The following is a 16,013-nucleotide window of genomic DNA, read 5'->3' on the forward strand; positions in this document are numbered from 1 at the left end:
GTAGCGATCTCACGTCACGCTCGCGCCGAGAACGGCTCACTCGCGGTCAGAGTAGGGATGCACGTTGCCACCGCAATGCTGTCCGTTCGGGCTTAGAGGCCCCCAGAGGTACTGGCCCGTTCTTTTGAAGCGTCCACATAGGACACTGCCGCTGACTGACATACGCGAAGCGCTCTCCTGATCCGACATGTAATGGTGAGTATTATGTTCTGGACCGATTTTGATGGCGTCGAGTTTTCTTGTAGGCTTAGCGGGGATATCGCTCGTCGCGCTGATCGTCAGCGTAAGTTGGGGTGAGCGTCCTACTTCTCGTGATGAGGACAATTTGGCCTCGGCGTGTAGCCTCTTCTTTTCGGGGGTCCGCGAAGTTGACTCTTCGCTTTGATGATGTGGAACAATTTACCACGGCTTGGTGCTCTTTCCGGGGCGTTGCGACCGTCCTTTTCAAGGTGGGACCATGACGGAGGAACACCGCGATTGGACTCTCATCATCGTACTTCTGAGTATTGCCGGCGCAGTGCTGCTGGTTGAGCTTATGTTCTAGCAGGCTGTTGAAGAACTCAGCCGCGTTCGCAAACGAAGGCTGAATCGTCGCCATTGTGTATGTAGAAGTGACCGACGAGCCTGCCCGCAGTGCCGATCATAGCTCATCCGCGACCGCAGGCGGGGTCATTCTCATCGTGCCCTTCCCATGAGAACTCCGCGCAGGCCGAACCGTCTCGCGCGCCGTAGCGGACATCGAGGAAGCCCTTCAGCGCACCGAAGGCAATTTCACCGTCGGACTTGCCCGTGAAGGTGAGATGCGCCTGTTCGACGAGGTCGAGGAAGTCGCCGTCCCAGTTGGCCATTTCGACGATGTGCCAACGGCCAGCAAAGGCCTTGGCGAAGCCGGGCACCTTGGCCATCAGCCGGCCTCCGCGATCAGCTTTGGCAGCCGCACCAGATTGTAGGCGGCGGCAGCGAAGGTAAAGGCCCATCCGACGCGTTCATGGCCACGGAAGCGGGTCTTCTCTTGCCCGGCGACCGTCTTGATCCAGCCGAATGCCTCCTCGATCCGCTTGCGGATGCGCTGGCTGGCGGCATAGCCGCCGTGCCGGGTCGTTCGCCCGTCGATCGCAGAGCTGCGGCCGCTGGTGTTCTGCGCAACATGCGGCGTCACGTTCATCGAGCGCAGCTCGTTGACGAAGTCTTCTGCGTCGTAGGCTTTGTCGGCGCCAAGCGTGATCGCTGTCGGCCGGTCGGCACGCGGTTCGATCAGGTGCAGCGCGGCCACCCGTTCGGCATGCCCGTCGGCCCGCGTCAGGCAGGCGTCGACCAGCAGGCCGTGGCGGTTCTCCATCAGCCCATGCCCGATGAAGCACAGCTTCGTTTCCTTGTCCTTTCCCTTGCGGTAAAGCCTGGCATCCCGATCGGTGGTCGAAGCATGGGTGTCGTTCGAGCGCTTCTGGCCATGGAAGTCCGCTTCGGCATTGCGCCCGCCGCCTTGCGCCGGCGGCGCGCCAGAGCCTCTTCACGCTCTTCATCGAGGCCCAGGCCTCGATCAGCGTACCATCGACCGAGAAGTGATCGCTCGACAGCAGCTTCTTCACCTTGGGCTGCGCCAGCACCGCCGCGAGGAACTCGGCCGCGATGTCGCCTTCCAGCAACCGGTCGCGGTTTTTCGAGAACACCGAATGGTCCCAGGCTCCGTCGTCGACGCCAATTCCGACGAACCAGCGGAACAGCAGGTCGTATTCCAGCCGTTCGATCAAAAGCCGCTCCGAGCGGATCGAATAAACGCTTGCAACAGCATCGCCCGCAGCAGCTTCTCCGGCGGGATCGACGGCCGCCCAATCGGCGAATAGAGCGCGGCAAACTCGCGCTCCAGCGTCGACAGCGCCTCGTTCACGATCGTCCGGATCGCTCGCAGCGGATGGTCACGCCGCACCCGCGCCTCCAGATCGACGTAGCTGAACAGCTCGTCCGTTCGATTGTCGCCGCCGCGCACGCACCATCTCCGAATCTCGTCAGAGCCAATGAATCACGGTCGCTGGTCGGCGGCGAGCACCTTTTTCAATAGCCTGCTAGACCTTGACGGCTATTCGAACAGGTTTTTACCGGCATAAGGGGCCGTTGGCGTGACGCGGCCCGTTTCATTGTCTCGCCCTAGCCGGAGAGAATTAGGGCATGTGTACATTCCGGCAATCAGCGATGATTTTTCGGAAGCGGAACGGGACGAACGCGTGCGAACGGACTCAATAGCTGGACTGAGACCGAAGAGCGCTTGCTAGTTGCGCTGCACGAGTCCGGGATGGATCACCGGCCCATAGCGCTCCAGTGCGGCGCCAACCTTCGAGGCTATCGAGATCGAGGGAGTCATGGTGTCAATTCGCCCTGATTTCATCGTCGGCGGCGGCGGAGGTGGGACCATGGCGTCGCGGTGCTCGATAGCGTCGGCACGGAGATCGGGCGAGATGTTATTGGCGAGATGCCTCGCTGAGGAGCGGCCCAAGGCATCCAAAGTTCGCCGCTCTCCTTCGTCGATCCAGAATTTTCCCATTCGCCATATGCGACATAATATGCGCTCCGTGTACTGGTGGTTGGCAAAGTCGGTCATTGCGACTGCCGAGCCGTTAACTCAGCCTCAGCTGAGCGCAGCGAGGCTCACGCTTGCTCCTGACAGTGGGCTGGCGGCTCTATGAGCATATCGAGGGTGGCGCGCTTCTCCGGTAAATGCGACGATCGCGGAGATGCTGCTGATCAGATCCGCGCTTCCGCCGCTCTCGGTTCCGGCGCGGTACGATGCATTCGGGGCGCCAAAGATTAGAGGGACCGGAAACGCATTCGTCCCGTCGTTAACGGCCGAGCAGACAGCGTTGAGGCAGTGGTGTTCCCACTCAGCGACGAGTCCTCTTACATTACCGGTTCAGAGATGGTAGTGGATCGTAGTCTCACGATCGGCGTCCCACAGAAATCTGAAGCGCTCGAGACTATTTTCTGATGGGGATCGAATGAATGTCGATTATGTCAGTTGCGACCACGTATCCAACGTACTATGTCGCTCGATCCGACTACGCGCCTTGGATAATGTGGGTTTATCGTGCCAGCCAGTATGGTAGTCGAACTCGCGGGTGGACTGTTCAGCAGTTCGTCCGCGAATCTCTTCGCGTCAGCCTCACTTGGAAAGGTTCTGGTTTCTCGAATGGGGTATCGATTTGGCCCCTTCGACTGGTTGAAGGAAACATACCAAGTGTGTTTTAGCCATATCCTTTTCGTGCTCATCGGCCGATGATGACTTTATGCCTCAACGCATGTGATGCAGCCGGATCGGCACAGTTTTCAGTGACGATCATTAACTAGGGTGGTCATGCCCCATCAGCAGGTCAATTGCGAGCATTGGTAGTTGATCGCTTGCGGCAATTGTCGTCGATGAGGGGCTTGACTATTTGGCAGGCCGTCGGATCGACCCAGCCCAGAAGGGCGGCCAGAAGATCAGGTTACACCGGCAGACCTGACCACGTCCCGCGCCGCTGAAGCCTGGACAGGTTCAGGCCACGCCTGCTGATGTCCTCAAGCTGAAATATGCCCCCCAGGATGCGACGCAGCCGGCGGGAGCGAAGCAATGAGGTATCCGCTGTCTAACGCAGCCCCGATGCTTGGCTCGCTGGCGCCATGCGCGGCCCACGCTCAGAAAAACACGCCCGAGCCGATCCTGCGGGTGACGCTCGATCCGCCCTGCGTCGTGGTGAGACAGGCCGCCACGCAGCGGATCGAGGTGCTGGCGCCGAACTACATGACGGCGCCGCCCAAGCTGCCAGAGTTCCAACCGTCAAATGCCCTGACGCGCCTGCTGCGCAGCCCCAATGAGAGCGAAGAGCGCGACGGCCTCACTTATGGCGGCGTCCGGTTCGAATTCGCGATCCATCCGCAGGAGCCGGGCAGTTATGCGATCTCTGGTCTGACGATCGTCGCCAAATACGCGGTCGATCCGCCGGCCACACGCGAGGCAACGCTCACGCTCCCCCGGATCGCATTTCAGCCCTTCATCCCGCATGTGGCATCCGATCTGCCCTTCCTCGCTGCAGGCAGTCTGTCGATCGCGCTGACCATCAATCGCTCGTCGGATCAGCTCGAGACCGGGAATGCCGTGACGCGAACCGTCACTATCGAGGACCGAGGGCATTCCGACGATGCTGTTGTCGCCGGCGAAATTTGCTGTCCGAGACGGGCTCATGCTCTACCCCGCTCAATCGTCGCTTCAGACGTCGGCGCGCAAAGAATCTACGTGACGCATTTCGATGCGGTGACCTGCATATCGAGGCAAACCCGTCAGCGAGCGGCGCATCGCCGGTTGGTACGTCCGGCGCACGCCGGTCGTGAGGCGTATTGCGCGACGTGTTCGCGCGCGACTGGCTGCAACAGTTCGAACCGGTCGCGCCACGCATGCGATCGAGGCATTGCGGCTCGCTGCCCACGATCCTGTACTCGACGCCGAGATCAGCGTGGTCGAGCGCGCGCTCTTCCGCGGCAGCCGTTCAAAGCGATTCTGGAGAAGGACAGCAGGGCGCTTGCCGCCAGCGGCGAGAAGGGCCTGGTGCAGATTAATGGCGGTGCCGTATGCCGGCATGACCACCGATGCGTTCGCAAGCTCAGTGCGCGGCTGGCTCGGACGGCTCAGTTGCGGTGCCAGTTTGGAGGCTACGACGGCAAGATCCAAAACTGCCTGCCGATCACCAAAGTCTGGAACTACACGGTTCGGCTCTACCGGGCGACGATGGCAATTGCCCGAGGCAAAACCGGCGGACTGAATACGCAAGGAGGTGATGCGAAATGAAAGCGCTCATCTTCGAGGGGCCCGGTAAAAAGTCTCTCGCGCAGCGACCGAAACCGGCCATCCTGGAATCCGGAGACGCCATCGTGCGGATCGTGAAAACCACGATCTGCGGCACTGATCTCCACATCCTCAAGGGCGATGTAACGACCTGTCAGCCCGGCCGAATTCTAGGCCATGAGGGCGTGGGCGTCGTTGACCAGGTTGGCGGTGGCGTGACCGCTTTCAAGGCGGGTGACCGCGTCCTCATCTCCTGCATATCGTCCTGCGGCAAATGCGACTTCTGCCGGAGAGGTATGTATTCGCACTGTCGCACCGGCGGGTGGATCCTCGGCAACAAGATCGACGGCACGCGGGCCGAATATGTCCGGACGCCGCATGCCGACACCAGTCTCCACCATTTGCCTGATGGGGTCGATGAGGGAGCTCTCGTCATGCTCAGCGACATCCTTCCCACCGGATTCGAGTGCGGCGTGCTCAACGGCAAGATCTCGCCCGGCTCCGCCGTCGCCATCGTCGGTGCCGGCCCCGTCGGCTTGGCTACGCTGCTGACCGCACAATTCTACTCGCCTGCCGAGATCATCATGATCGATGTCGATGACAAGCGTCTCGCCATTGCGCGCCAGTTTGGCGCAACACAGACGGTCAACAGCGCCGACGGCAAAGCAGTTGAGAAGGTTCGCGCGCTCACGGGGGGAGAGGGCGTGGATGCTGCCGTTGAGGCCGTCGGTGTACCGGCGACTTTCAAACTCTGTACCGACATCGTCTCGCCGGGCGGCGTCGTGGCAAACGCTGGCGTACACGGCGTCAAGGTCGATCTGCATCTGGAACGGCTCTGGTCCCAGAACATATCGATCACCACGCGGCTGGTGGACACTGTCTCGACGCCCATGCTGCTGAAGACGGTCTTTTCCCACCGCATCGAACCGAAGCTGCTGATTACACACCGCGTCAAGCTCGACGAGATCATGGAGGCCTACGACATGTTCTCGCGTGCGGCAGAGACCGGGGCCTTGAAGGTGATCATCGAGACATAACACAACGAGGAGGGTAGTGGTGTCGGCGGGCGGAAGAAAGAGGTCGACACAGCCCAGGACGAAAGTGTCTGAAGTTGCAACGAACGAAATCGAAGGGCGCGCGTCGCCGCCGCGGCACAGGCGATAACAATTGACGAAAGGAGATGGCCGAGCAGCGCACAAGCCTCAGCATCTTGAGCGTTCAGTTGCTCCAGGCGTCAGGACAGTACAAAGGCGTTTCACGAGACGAGAGCGCTACCGCGGTGCACTCACGGGCGGCGGGCCTAAACCAGGCGCTGAAATACTCGACCGATTTCTCGTAGCTGTTTACCCAAGACGGTGCCTAGCTGAAAAGGCAGCCCTCGGGATCACGGGCATCAAGCAGCAGGCTGACGCGATACGGATCCAAGCCAAGACGCTGGGCGCGGCACCGGTGCGGCCAGTACACGGCCGGCTAGAGCCGGCTTGCCGAGCCCACTGCGGAACAAGCAGACGCTCACGGATCAGGACATCGCTCAGCTCAAGGCTTAGGCCGCGGCGTGGGGCAGGCACGCGGCCGAACAGGCAGGCGTGCGCCAGGACATCAGGTTCGGCTCGGCAACCGCTCCGTTGAACCCTGATGACGTGCAGATCGCCCAGCAGCTCAGCGGGAACCCCGACGTTGCCACCACCCTAGCTTCCGTGGGCCCCCCGACCTCCACACCAATGCGGCGCTGAGTCAGGTTCTGATTTCCAGCGATCTCGTGACCGCTATCACCGACGCGCTCGACGCGTATCTCACCGACGTCCTGACAAGGATCGTCAACGGGCATCCAAACCGCGACATCGACCAGCTACTGCCCTGGGCCTACCGCGCTCAAGCCCTCAAAGCCGTGGCCTGAAAACGACGCATACGCCGCAACGAGTGCGGCCGCTGCTTCCACCCGCGGGCCCCGCTACGTCCAGCGCTATTACGGCTATGACGACGGCTATGTGATGCGCCGGAGCTACGGCTTTCACGGCAGCCCTGGCTACGACGATCGCGGTTATGGTTACTATGGCGTGTTTGCCGTCAGGGCGTGTGAGACAAATTGAAGGATTTTGCGGAGGGAGGATTTCTGGTTCATCGTAGCCACCAGGAGCGAAGATGAAGCAGAAATCCGGACCGGGCAAAGCGCCGGCAGAACAGGTACTAAGGGACATTCGGCGCCAGACCCGCCGGCAGTATTCGGCGGAAGAGAAGATCCGCATCGTGCTGGAAGGACTGCGGGGCGAGGAGAACATCTCCGAGCTCTGCCGGCGTGAGGGCATTGCCGCCTCAATGTATTACGGCTGGTCGAAGGAGTTCCTCGAAGCCGGTAAGCGCCGCCTGGCGGGCGATACGGCGCGTGCGGCGACCTCCGGCGAGGTGACGGATCTCCGTCGTGAGACGGCCGCATTGAAGGAAGTCGTGGCCGACCTCACCCTTGAGAACCGCCTACTCAAAAAAAGCATGAACGGGGATGGGGAGGACGAGGCATGAGATATCCTGCGTCCGAGAAGGCCGAGATCATCCAGTTGGTCGAGCAGTCGCACCTGCCGGCCAAGCGCACGCTGGACAAGCTCGGGATCCCACGCGCCACGTTTTATAGATGGTATGATCGCTATCGTGATGGCGGCGTCGAGGCGCTGGCTGACCACCGGTCTCGACCTGACCGGATATGGAATCGCATCCCCGACGATGTGCGGGGCCAGATCATCGACCTGGCGCTGGAGCTGCCCGAGCTGTCGCCGCGCGAGCTGGCCGTGCGGTTCACCGACGAACGGAAGTATTTTGTCTCCGAGGCATCGGTCTATCGGCTGCTGAAGGCGCATGACCTCATCACCAGCCCCGCCTATGTGGTGATCAAGGCGGCGAACGAGTTCAAGGACAAGACCACCGCCATCAACCAGCTCTGGCAGACCGACTTTACCTACCTCAAGATCACCGGCTGGGGCTGGTACTACCTGTCGACCGTGCTCGATGACTTCTCGCGTTACATCGTCGCCTGGAGGCTTGGTCCCACGATGTGTGCCTCCGACGTCACGGCCACACTCGACCAGGCACTCGCGGCCTCCGGCCTTGACCACATCACCGTCGCGCACCGGCCGAGGCTTCTCAGCGACAATGGTTCGAGTTACGTCGCGGACGATCTGGCCAGGTGGCTCGAACACAAGGGCATGCAGCACGTGCGCGGCGCTCCGTATCATCCCCAAACCCAGGGAAAGATCGAGCGCTGGCATCAGACCCTGAAGAACCGCATTCTGCTCGAGAACTATTATCTACCTCACCACCTCGAACGGCAGATCGGCGCCTTCGTCGAGCATTACAACCACGTCCGCTATCATGAGAGCATCAAAAACCTGACCCCGGCTGACGTCTACTTCGGCAGAGCCGAGACCATCCTAACCGAACGACAGCGCATCAAGCGTGAGACCATCGCAAACCGCCGCTTGCAGCACCAACTGCAGGCCGCTTAAACTCCAACAACAGATGAGCCAGAGCCTCCCTTCTCGAAAAGCCTGATTAGTCGCAAATTATCTGACGACGGACACTCTGTTGCGACGCGCATATAGTTTCGCGCAGTCTGATCCGTCATCCCAACTCAGATTAAATCCACGGCAAGAAATTGCAATGGCCAAGCACCATCTTCTCTAGCAACTCGCGGCCGACCTGGATAATAGACGCGGCCGCGAGTTGTGTGCGACCCGGGATGCGCTCTGTTGCCGCGCGAGCAGACGCCTAGTTCCGCGAGATTGGATGCTCACTCCGGCAGTGACGCGCCAAAGCAGGCGAGGCCAAGAATTAGCAGTGCGCCAGCGCATGCCTCCAAGACCTTCGATCGATGCCGACGTGCGTACAAGGCCAGGGCGGATCCCGAGATCATACTCAGGATGCCAAATTCCCCAATCATTCTCGATCCAAATTGCTGAACTTGAAAGTTGGCTTTGGACGAAAAGAAGAGCCTGGACGAACCCATCCAGTCGTCGCTTGAAATAGAAATATCTTCGGACGCCCATAGCCGGCGCGCAAGTGGCGAGTTTTCATGTCTGCCCTTGAACCTTATCGCCGCACCGGCCGACTTAGGTGTCTGGCCCAGGTTGCGACCTTAGGCTGACGACTCTCAGCCGTTGAATCCGTTCGTCATTTTGAGGCCTTGTCGGTAGACGCGAATCTTGATCAGACGATTTAAACGATTTGCATGCGGGATGTCTGGATCCTGCGGACCGGAAGGTAGTATTGGGGCTCCAGAAGGAACGATCGCTCGCGCGCAGTGAGCAACGACTGGACCTTTTTGGTCCATCCAGAAATCATCAGGTGATTGGCGGACGCCGCGCTCGGCGATCTTCTGCTGTTCCTTCATTAGCGCGAGCAATTCTACGTAGTTCTTTGCCCTGGCGGGATTTGGTGGGATCGCGTCAAGCATCCCGTCGTATAGTTCTTCACTCACACTGCCCTCCTTTTGAGCTTACAAAAAGAAGCAACTCTAACCGACGGCATCCAAGAGCGAACCTACCTGATTTGGCTTTTTGATTCTGGTAAGCGTGCCGGTAGCGCTGTGCGCTGTCTTGCAACGTCCCCCGTCATTTTAGACAGTAGATCCCGGCCTGATGTTGGCGCATGACCGCGGGGACAGGACGAGGGTGTTTAGTCCCGGCATTTGCTGGAGCGGGTTGAGTCTGGATCGTTCTGGCTGGGAAGTCCAGCATTTGCAGATGTGTTCGTAAGGTGTGAGGCCCTTCAGGGTCTTCAAGCGCCGGGCGTAGTTGTAGGCGGTGATGAATTCGGCAAGGTGAGCTTCGAGCTGATCGTGTCGATCGTTATGGTACCGTTGGACGGTCGCTTCCTTGATCGTGCGGTTCATGCGCTCGACCTGGCCATTGGTCCGGGGATGCTTGATCTTGGTCAGCCGATGTTCGATCCTTGGCATCGCATATCGAACATATGCGTCACGTATCTTGCCGCCGGGCCGTCCGCATAGCGCGGCGGGAAAGTGAACTGGATCCCATTGTCGGTGAGAACCGTGTGGATCTTGTAGGGGACAGCCGCGATCAGAGCTTCGAGGAAGGCCGAGGCTGAGGTCCTTCCCGTCTTCTTGACCAGTTGCACGAAGGCGAACTTGCTGGTGCGATCGATTGCGACGTAGAGGTAGAGCTTGCCTTCGGCAGTCTGGAGTTCAGCGATGTCGATGTGGAAATAGCCGATCGGATAAGCCTTGAACTTTTTCTTCGAAGGCTTACCGCCTTCAACCTCCGGCAATCGGCTGATGCCGTGGCGCTGAAGGCAGCGCTGCAGGGACGACCGCGTCAGATGCGGGATGGTCGGCTGCAGGGCATAGAGGCAATCGTCGAGCGGCAGTAGCGTATGCCGCCGGAAGGCGACGACGATCGCCTCCTCCTCGATGGAAAGGATTGTCGACTTGGCTTCCCGGAGCCTGTCGAACGATCGGCGACGGTCTCGCGCTGCTTCCACTTCGCGACGGTCTTCTGGTTGATCCCGTAGCGCCTGGAGTGGGCGAGGGTGATATCGAACTCGAGGCGCGGCTCCCCAAAATTGGGCGCTTCTGCAACTTTCTGGCGTAAAGCGCATCGATCAGAACGCCGCGTTTCGTTCATCTGAAATCTGCCGCGCTCTCAATGTAGATCACACACTTGAGGTAGTGTGCCTTGAGCAGCTCGGTGGAGTTCAGCGTGATGTGGGTGCGGTCTTCAACGTGAGACGCCAGCATTCGCCGCAGAGAATTGACGGAATACTGCTCGACGTGGTCGATCTCTTTTTCTCCGAGGCGCCACGCAACATAGCGGTCCTGTAAAGAGCGCGGCATAAGTCCGACTCCTCGGACGTTGAAGTGGGGCTCAGGTTGGAACGTCCAGCGATACGGTACCGTCAAATAGATCGCCGAAGGAAAGCTCCGCAGCTTGCGTACATTTGCGAAGAATTCAGGAAGGCGTTTGATGTGCTCGAGTACGCCCTCCATCGAAATAAATCCGACATTGTGGTCATCGAGCTCGATCGGCCAACCGTCACAAACGTCGCCACAAACTAGCCTCGCCCCCTCGACGCCTTGTTCGGCAAGTAGCCGCTTTGCCATTACGAGATAATGCGGGGCAAGATCGATCCCGATCACATTTTGTCCAAAAGAACTCTTGGAGGAGGCCGCCATGCCAAAGCCCATGCCGCAACCGACATCGATGTGCACCTTGTCGCGGGGCGGAAACGGCTTGCCGATCTTACCGAGGATTGCAGAGGTCTCAGCGATGCACTCATTGACGGCGCCGATGCGACGCGCAAACACGAGTCCTCGTCCGTGTGGCATTTTCCGACCGACCTCGTCGTCCCTGAGGTCAAAGAACCGATTGATCATGTCGATGAAGCCGCCATCGTGTTCCTCCAGTATCCGTGCAACGTCAATGGCATGAGCCAGCGGATAAACCGGGTCCGGCGTTATCTTGCTCTCAATTTGCTCAACGCGTAGGGGGATAACCTCGTCCCGATCGATGTGACCGACTTTCTCTTGGAAATTCAATTTCACTCTCTTGTCTTCAGATATCTAGAAAGATATTCCGGCAACTGTTGAGAAGCGTAGCGGTCAGAGTAGGCAGTTCTATCAGCGGTATGAATTCGGTACGATCAAAGATCGCGAAAATGGCTGATGTGCTCTCGGGGTGTCAAACGGCAAGCCGTACGATTGGAATGCATCTGACTAGACCCACGAAGGCAGCCGAGATGATCACCGTGAGAACGAAGGTGATTGGTATATCCAGAATAGGCCGCAGTAGTGCAGGCGCGAAGCGCCCCCACTGCCATCGCAGAGTTTCGAGCACTATCGGATGAACAAGATAGATCCCGAGCGTCAATGGCACGAAAGCGGTGAGCCATCGGGTGAAGCTCACGGGTACTCTCAGGCTGTTAAAAAGGCAGAAAACCGCCGGCGCCATGATCAGGACGGTCGGACTAGAGTAGCTGTAGAAATACAGCCCCCACCGACTGTTGACGCCGCGCTTGGATACGACGACGAAGGTGAGTGCCGCGGTTATCAGGACCGCGCAAGCGAACAGCGCCGCGGTTGGGCCGGGCCGCACGCGGGCATCGAGCAACAGCGCACCTAGAGCGAAGTAGCCAAGATACGGCACGAAGAAGGTCAGCGCGTTAGAGTTAAGACCCTGGGCGGTCAACGTGATTGACGCGAAGGCGAGCGCCAATCCCGACATGACGAGGCTCTGCGATCGGGGCAAAATGCTGATGGCGGCGGCAATTGGCGGTGCGAAGACATAGAAACCGCCGATCAGGAAAAGGAAATACAGATGATAATAGGGGGGGCGGAAAAGACCTCCTTCGCGACCGACAGAGCGGTGAAATGCTCGTCGTAATAAGCTGACCTCCACCACAGATAGGCGGCGGTCCAAACGACGATGGGCACCACAGTGGTGCGCGCGCGGCGGAACATGAATGCGAGAGGTTGCTCGATTGGTTTGGACGCGATCAAGGCACCGCTGATCATCACGAAGACTGATACACACCAGCGCGTCGACGAGTTGACGAGGTTCGCGAAGTTCCAAGAAAGCTGGCCGACCTCTCCATAAATATAGATGGTCCGCGCTGGTGTGCAGCAGGACGACTGCCAAGCAGGCGCCGACTCGCAACAGGGCGAGATTTGAGTTTCGGTTGAGAGCGATAGTCGACGGGCGCTTAGTGCCATTCTTGGCAAACGATCTGCCGTTTTTGCGCGACGTAGCAGAAGAGCACGGCTTCGGTGTCGTCACCAATCTAGACAAGCCGGAGGCCGTTGCCGCTGCCATAACGACGGCTCTTGCCGATTCCGGACATTATGCTGAACTCAAGTGTGCGGCTGTTGAAGCTGGCTTGCGCATCAACTGGGAACTCGAGGGGAAGAAGTTGCTGGATATTTATGCGCGCCTCATGAAGCCGGCGAAACAACGCTGTGCGGCATGACTGGATTTCGTGCGTTAAGTTTCCTGTCTGCGCCGGAGCGGAGGTTCGGTGCGTGATCCAAAAAGCCAAAGGCACCTAGGGAGCCGTAGAGCGAACGGACGTTGCTCTACGGGGCGCGAAAAAGGATGCTAGTTGCGCCAGTTCGGCTCATTTGGGGTAATCGTTGGATGGTGCTTGCAACCTTCCTGCACGACTTGCGCCAACGCCATGGAGCGAGCTTTTTTGGATTAGCCTGGACGGTCCTGTTTCCCGTGATCTTTTTGGGACTCTACAGCCTAGTGTTCAGTCTTATCCTGCAGGTGCGGATTCCGGGCAAGAGTTCGTTCGACTATACTCTTATCATCTTTTCGGGGCTCATCCCGTTTCTTGGATTCAGTGAGGCTCTGTCCGCCGGCGTAAGCAGCCTCGCTGATAATCGGTCATTGCTTAAGGGAACGATCTTTCCGGTGGAACTCATTGCCGTAAAGTCGGTGCTGGTTTCTTCTGTCACGATGTTGGTAGGTCTCGCACTACTACTAGCCATCCTTGTTGTGCGCGGAGAGATGCAGGTTACGCAGCTTGCGTTACCGCTGGTTCATTTTACGCAGTTTATTTTGTCGTCGGTTAAGAAGCCGATTTGAGTGGTGTGCGGTGGCTGGTGACTGAGAAGAAGGCAGCCAGGAAGAGGTACCAAAGAGCCCTTAGCCAGGCGAGGATGCGGCGGAAGTTGTAACCGACGGCGGAGAGGATGACGTTGGCGGTATCGCCGGCGCGGCCTTTGAGGTAGCAGCGGCCGAGGTGTCCGTCAGCCTTCAAATGGCCGATCACGGGCTCGATAGCGGAGCGGCGCCGCAGCTGGCGCTTGATAGTGCCGAAGACGCCGCGCTTCTGGCCGGAGATGAAGACGCGGCGCGGGTTCTGTGCGTCATGGCCGCGGTATCCCTTGTCGACAAAGGCGCACTCGATCGCGCAGCCGGTGAGTGTCTCGGTTCGGTCGATGACGTCCCGCAGGGTGTGACCGTCGTAAGGGTTATCGGGCAGCGCCTTGGCGTGCAGCACGAACTGGCCGCCGGGAGCAGGCCGGTTGTTGGTGACGATGGAAGCCTTCACGCCGAACTCGTAAGGCGCGCTGGCCTTGCCCTTGCCGATGCACTCCACCTCGGGGGCATGGAAGGAATACAGCTTCCAGCCGCGCTGGCGCTGCTGCTGCGAGCGAATCTGCGTGGCCCGGCTCAACGGGAGTGCGAACGCCTCTTCGAGCGCATCCTGGCCTTCGATCTTGCGGCGGATGTCGCGGATGATCCGGCCCAGGCGGCTGCGCAGGATGCGCAACTGCCGCTGGTGCCGCTTGAACTGTTTGGCATGGGCGTAGCGTCCCGCCATCATCGCGGTGGCCTTGGCGATCCGAGAATAGGATTGCCGCAGCCGCACTCCGTGCTTCCTCGCTAGGCGGTTGAGCCCCTGGATCGCCGCATGCAGCAGCTTGGCATCGGTCGGAAAGGTGATGGCCTTCGGCTGCACCGTGGTGTCGACCGTGACCCGCTCAAGGTCCTTGCCGCGTAACGCGCCGACGTCGTGCGCCACCCGCAGGCTCTCGGCCAATAGCAGTTCCAGTCTGTCGCCGAGCCGCTTGCGCCAATGGCTCAGGTCCGAGCGCTCGTGCGGGAATGCGTGCTGGAAGAACTCTTCGCCAGTGAAGTACTGGAAATACGGGTCGTGGACCCAGCGTTCGCATACCCCCTCATCGGACAGCCCGTAAATGTGCTTGAGCAACAACAGCCCGATCACGAAGCGGGTCTCAATCCCCGGCCGGCCGTTCTCGCTGTAGAGCGGCGCGATCTCGCCGTCGATCCAGTCCCAATCGATCTTGCCGGTGAGCCGGACCAGCTCGTGCTTCAGATTGATGATCTGGTCGAGCCGCGCCCGGAAAAAATCGTTCGCTCCCGTCGTTTTGTGCTTCTTCGGCCGCATCGTGCCCTCCGATGCGGACAGGGAATCATGCTTCGCCCGTCGAGGGAATCTCGAAAACGAAATTGCAAGCTTCCGATGCACAAAACACCAAAACCTTGCAATCTCAGAACGTCATTCCAGCCAAATTACGATTCCAGATCAGTCGCCTGGAAGCTTCTTAACGGGCGACTATTTTCACGGTCGGACTCATTTGGGTCCTCTCCATTTTCAACATCTTCTTCCGTGATATTGCCAATCTAGTATCGCCGCTTCTCTTGTTCCTTATGCTGGTTTCGCCGATCGGCTATACGGACGACATGATCCCGTCGCGCATGATGCCGATCATGGTCGTCAATCCACTGTATTATATGATCTCGATTTACCGCGATCTTATTCACTTTGACCGCATTCCTGTGGGGAGGCTCGCGGCCTTCGGTGCCGTATCGCTAGCGCTCTTCACCCTCGGCTTCCATCTGCTTCAGCGCTTGAAAACCCTGGCTGCCGATCATGTCTGATCTCGCTATCGAACTTCACTCGGTGAGCAAGCGCTATCGGCTATTTCGCTCGAAGGGGTGGCGGATGGCCGACGCGCTGGGCCTGCCAACACCCAAGGATGCCCCGTGGGATTTCTGGGCACTTCGAAATGTGAACCTTTCTTTGAAGCGCGGCGAGCGCGTTGGTCTCATCGGCCGCAACGGCGCGGGGAAGAGCACGCTGCTTAAGCTGATCGCTGGTCTGATCCGGCCGAGCAACGGGTCACTTCGGGTCTCTGGGCGCGTGACGGCGCTCATGGAGATGGGAACCGGATTCCATCCCGATCTCACTGGCGCTCAAAACCTGCGTGCGTCGCTCGCCTATTTGGGCGTCACCGGTAGAGCTGCGGACAAGAAGGCTGATGAGATTACTGAGTTCGCGGAACTCGGTGATTTTATCCATCACCCCTTCCGTATCTATTCGGCTGGCATGCAAGCCCGTCTCACCTTTGCAGTCGCCACAAGTGTCGACCCCGATATCCTCATCGTGGACGAAATTCTCGGTGTGGGAGACGCGTATTTCTCCATCAAAGCCGCGGCCCGAATGAAGGACCTCACACGGAATGGTGCTACGCTGCTGTTGGTTTCACATGACCGCGCCTCCGTACAAATGATGTGTAGTCGGGCCGCCTGGATTGATCGGGGCCGAGTAGCGGCCGAACGCGACACGCTAACTCTCTGTAAGTCCTACATGTCAGCAATTCGACTGCGGGAAGATGCCCGGCTCAAGGTGGCCGAGACGGGCACTAGCCTTTAGCGCCAGTTCGAATTCG

General features: G+C 59.2%; 12 protein-coding genes and 4 pseudogenes. 8 read left to right on the forward strand and 8 right to left on the reverse strand.

Annotation, left to right across the window (positions count from 1 at the left end):
• Nucleotides 1–560: 560 nt before the first annotated feature.
• From HAP48_RS23665 to HAP48_RS23675, 3 genes and pseudogenes are all read right to left on the reverse strand, one after another.
• A pseudogene (locus tag HAP48_RS23665) lies at nt 561–905 on the reverse strand (hypothetical protein).
• Nucleotides 905–1,987, reverse strand: a pseudogene (locus tag HAP48_RS23670) (IS5 family transposase). The pseudogenes HAP48_RS23665 and HAP48_RS23670 overlap by 1 nt, the downstream one beginning before the upstream one ends.
• 279 nt (nt 1,988–2,266) lie before the next feature.
• Nucleotides 2,267–2,596: a hypothetical protein gene (locus tag HAP48_RS23675; protein WP_156929097.1), complete on the reverse strand. Its 330-nt coding sequence runs from the start codon at nt 2,594–2,596 to the stop codon at nt 2,267–2,269.
• Nucleotides 2,597–3,601: 1,005 nt separating this feature from the next.
• Here HAP48_RS23675 and HAP48_RS23680 point away from each other — a divergent pair.
• From HAP48_RS23680 to HAP48_RS23695, 4 genes and pseudogenes are all read left to right on the forward strand, one after another.
• Nucleotides 3,602–4,813, forward strand: a complete 1,212-nt coding sequence (locus tag HAP48_RS23680) for a protein BatD (RefSeq protein ID WP_166202884.1) — start codon at nt 3,602–3,604, stop codon at nt 4,811–4,813.
• Entirely contained in the window at nt 4,810–5,847 is a 1,038-nt protein-coding gene (locus HAP48_RS23685; protein ID WP_029085061.1) for a zinc-dependent alcohol dehydrogenase family protein, read from the forward strand. The genes HAP48_RS23680 and HAP48_RS23685 overlap by 4 nt, the downstream gene beginning before the upstream one ends.
• 749 nt (nt 5,848–6,596) lie before the next feature.
• Nucleotides 6,597–6,707, forward strand: a pseudogene (locus tag HAP48_RS23690) (transposase domain-containing protein); the annotation flags it as partial.
• Nucleotides 6,708–6,952: 245 nt separating this feature from the next.
• Nucleotides 6,953–8,304, forward strand: a protein-coding gene (locus HAP48_RS23695; protein WP_166208706.1) for an IS3 family transposase whose coding sequence is annotated in 2 segments (ribosomal slippage) — nt 6,953–7,289 and nt 7,289–8,304 — 1,353 coding nt in all. Because the reading frame shifts where the segments join, the coding sequence is not laid out codon by codon here.
• A 644-nt stretch (nt 8,305–8,948) separates the two neighbouring features.
• Here the strand turns inward: HAP48_RS23695 and HAP48_RS23700 are convergent.
• The 4 genes and pseudogenes from HAP48_RS23700 to HAP48_RS23715 all read right to left on the reverse strand — a co-directional run bounded on the left by HAP48_RS23700 (nt 8,949) and on the right by HAP48_RS23715 (nt 12,384).
• Nucleotides 8,949–9,275 (reverse strand): hypothetical protein, encoded by a 327-nt coding sequence (locus tag HAP48_RS23700; protein WP_156929102.1) that lies wholly within the window; start codon nt 9,273–9,275, stop codon nt 8,949–8,951.
• A gap of 138 nt (nt 9,276–9,413) precedes the next feature.
• A pseudogene (locus HAP48_RS23705) lies at nt 9,414–10,335 on the reverse strand (IS481 family transposase); the annotation flags it as partial.
• 101 nt (nt 10,336–10,436) lie between these two features.
• Nucleotides 10,437–11,357 (reverse strand): class I SAM-dependent methyltransferase, encoded by a 921-nt coding sequence (locus HAP48_RS23710; protein ID WP_166209504.1) that lies wholly within the window; start codon nt 11,355–11,357, stop codon nt 10,437–10,439.
• A gap of 136 nt (nt 11,358–11,493) precedes the next feature.
• Nucleotides 11,494–12,384 carry an acyltransferase gene (locus HAP48_RS23715; RefSeq protein WP_165128029.1) on the reverse strand — a complete coding sequence of 297 codons (891 nt, stop codon included), beginning with the start codon at nt 12,382–12,384 and terminating at the stop codon, nt 11,494–11,496.
• 142 nt (nt 12,385–12,526) lie between these two features.
• Here HAP48_RS23715 and HAP48_RS23720 point away from each other — a divergent pair, with 142 nt between their 5' ends.
• Complete coding sequence (locus tag HAP48_RS23720; RefSeq protein WP_166209501.1) at nt 12,527–12,778, forward strand: glycosyltransferase; 252 nt, start codon at nt 12,527–12,529, stop codon at nt 12,776–12,778.
• A 167-nt stretch (nt 12,779–12,945) separates the two neighbouring features.
• Entirely contained in the window at nt 12,946–13,398 is a 453-nt protein-coding gene (locus tag HAP48_RS23725) for an ABC transporter permease (protein WP_051346829.1), read from the forward strand.
• Here the strand turns inward: HAP48_RS23725 and HAP48_RS23730 are convergent.
• Nucleotides 13,382–14,728 (reverse strand): IS5 family transposase, encoded by a 1,347-nt coding sequence (locus HAP48_RS23730; protein ID WP_166209498.1) that lies wholly within the window; start codon nt 14,726–14,728, stop codon nt 13,382–13,384. The genes HAP48_RS23725 and HAP48_RS23730 overlap by 17 nt on opposite strands.
• Before the next feature lie 170 nt (nt 14,729–14,898).
• Between HAP48_RS23730 and HAP48_RS23735 the strand changes: the two genes are divergently transcribed.
• Entirely contained in the window at nt 14,899–15,222 is a 324-nt protein-coding gene (locus HAP48_RS23735) for an ABC transporter permease (protein WP_084518755.1), read from the forward strand.
• A gap of 64 nt (nt 15,223–15,286) precedes the next feature.
• Nucleotides 15,287–15,997, forward strand: a complete 711-nt coding sequence (locus tag HAP48_RS23740; RefSeq protein WP_166209495.1) for an ABC transporter ATP-binding protein — start codon at nt 15,287–15,289, stop codon at nt 15,995–15,997.
• Nucleotides 15,998–16,013: the final 16 nt, after the last annotated feature.

Origin of the sequence: Bradyrhizobium septentrionale, from assembly GCF_011516645.4 — a bacterium.
Lineage (GTDB): Bacteria > Pseudomonadota > Alphaproteobacteria > Rhizobiales > Xanthobacteraceae > Bradyrhizobium > Bradyrhizobium septentrionale.

Bases quoted from the DNA above. Each gene is read 5' to 3' on its own strand.
- HAP48_RS23685 (WP_029085061.1), top strand. From the start codon at position 4,810: ATGAAAGCGCTCATCTTCGAGGGGCCCGGTAAAAAGTCTCTCGCGCAG.
- HAP48_RS23675 (WP_156929097.1), bottom strand. From the start codon at position 2,596: ATGACCGACTTTGCCAACCACCAGTACACGGAGCGCATATTATGTCGC.
- HAP48_RS23730 (WP_166209498.1), bottom strand. From the start codon at position 14,728: ATGCGGCCGAAGAAGCACAAAACGACGGGAGCGAACGATTTTTTCCGG.
- HAP48_RS23740 (WP_166209495.1), top strand. From the start codon at position 15,287: ATGGCCGACGCGCTGGGCCTGCCAACACCCAAGGATGCCCCGTGGGAT.
- HAP48_RS23680 (WP_166202884.1), top strand. From the start codon at position 3,602: ATGAGGTATCCGCTGTCTAACGCAGCCCCGATGCTTGGCTCGCTGGCG.
- HAP48_RS23725 (WP_051346829.1), top strand. From the start codon at position 12,946: ATGGTGCTTGCAACCTTCCTGCACGACTTGCGCCAACGCCATGGAGCG.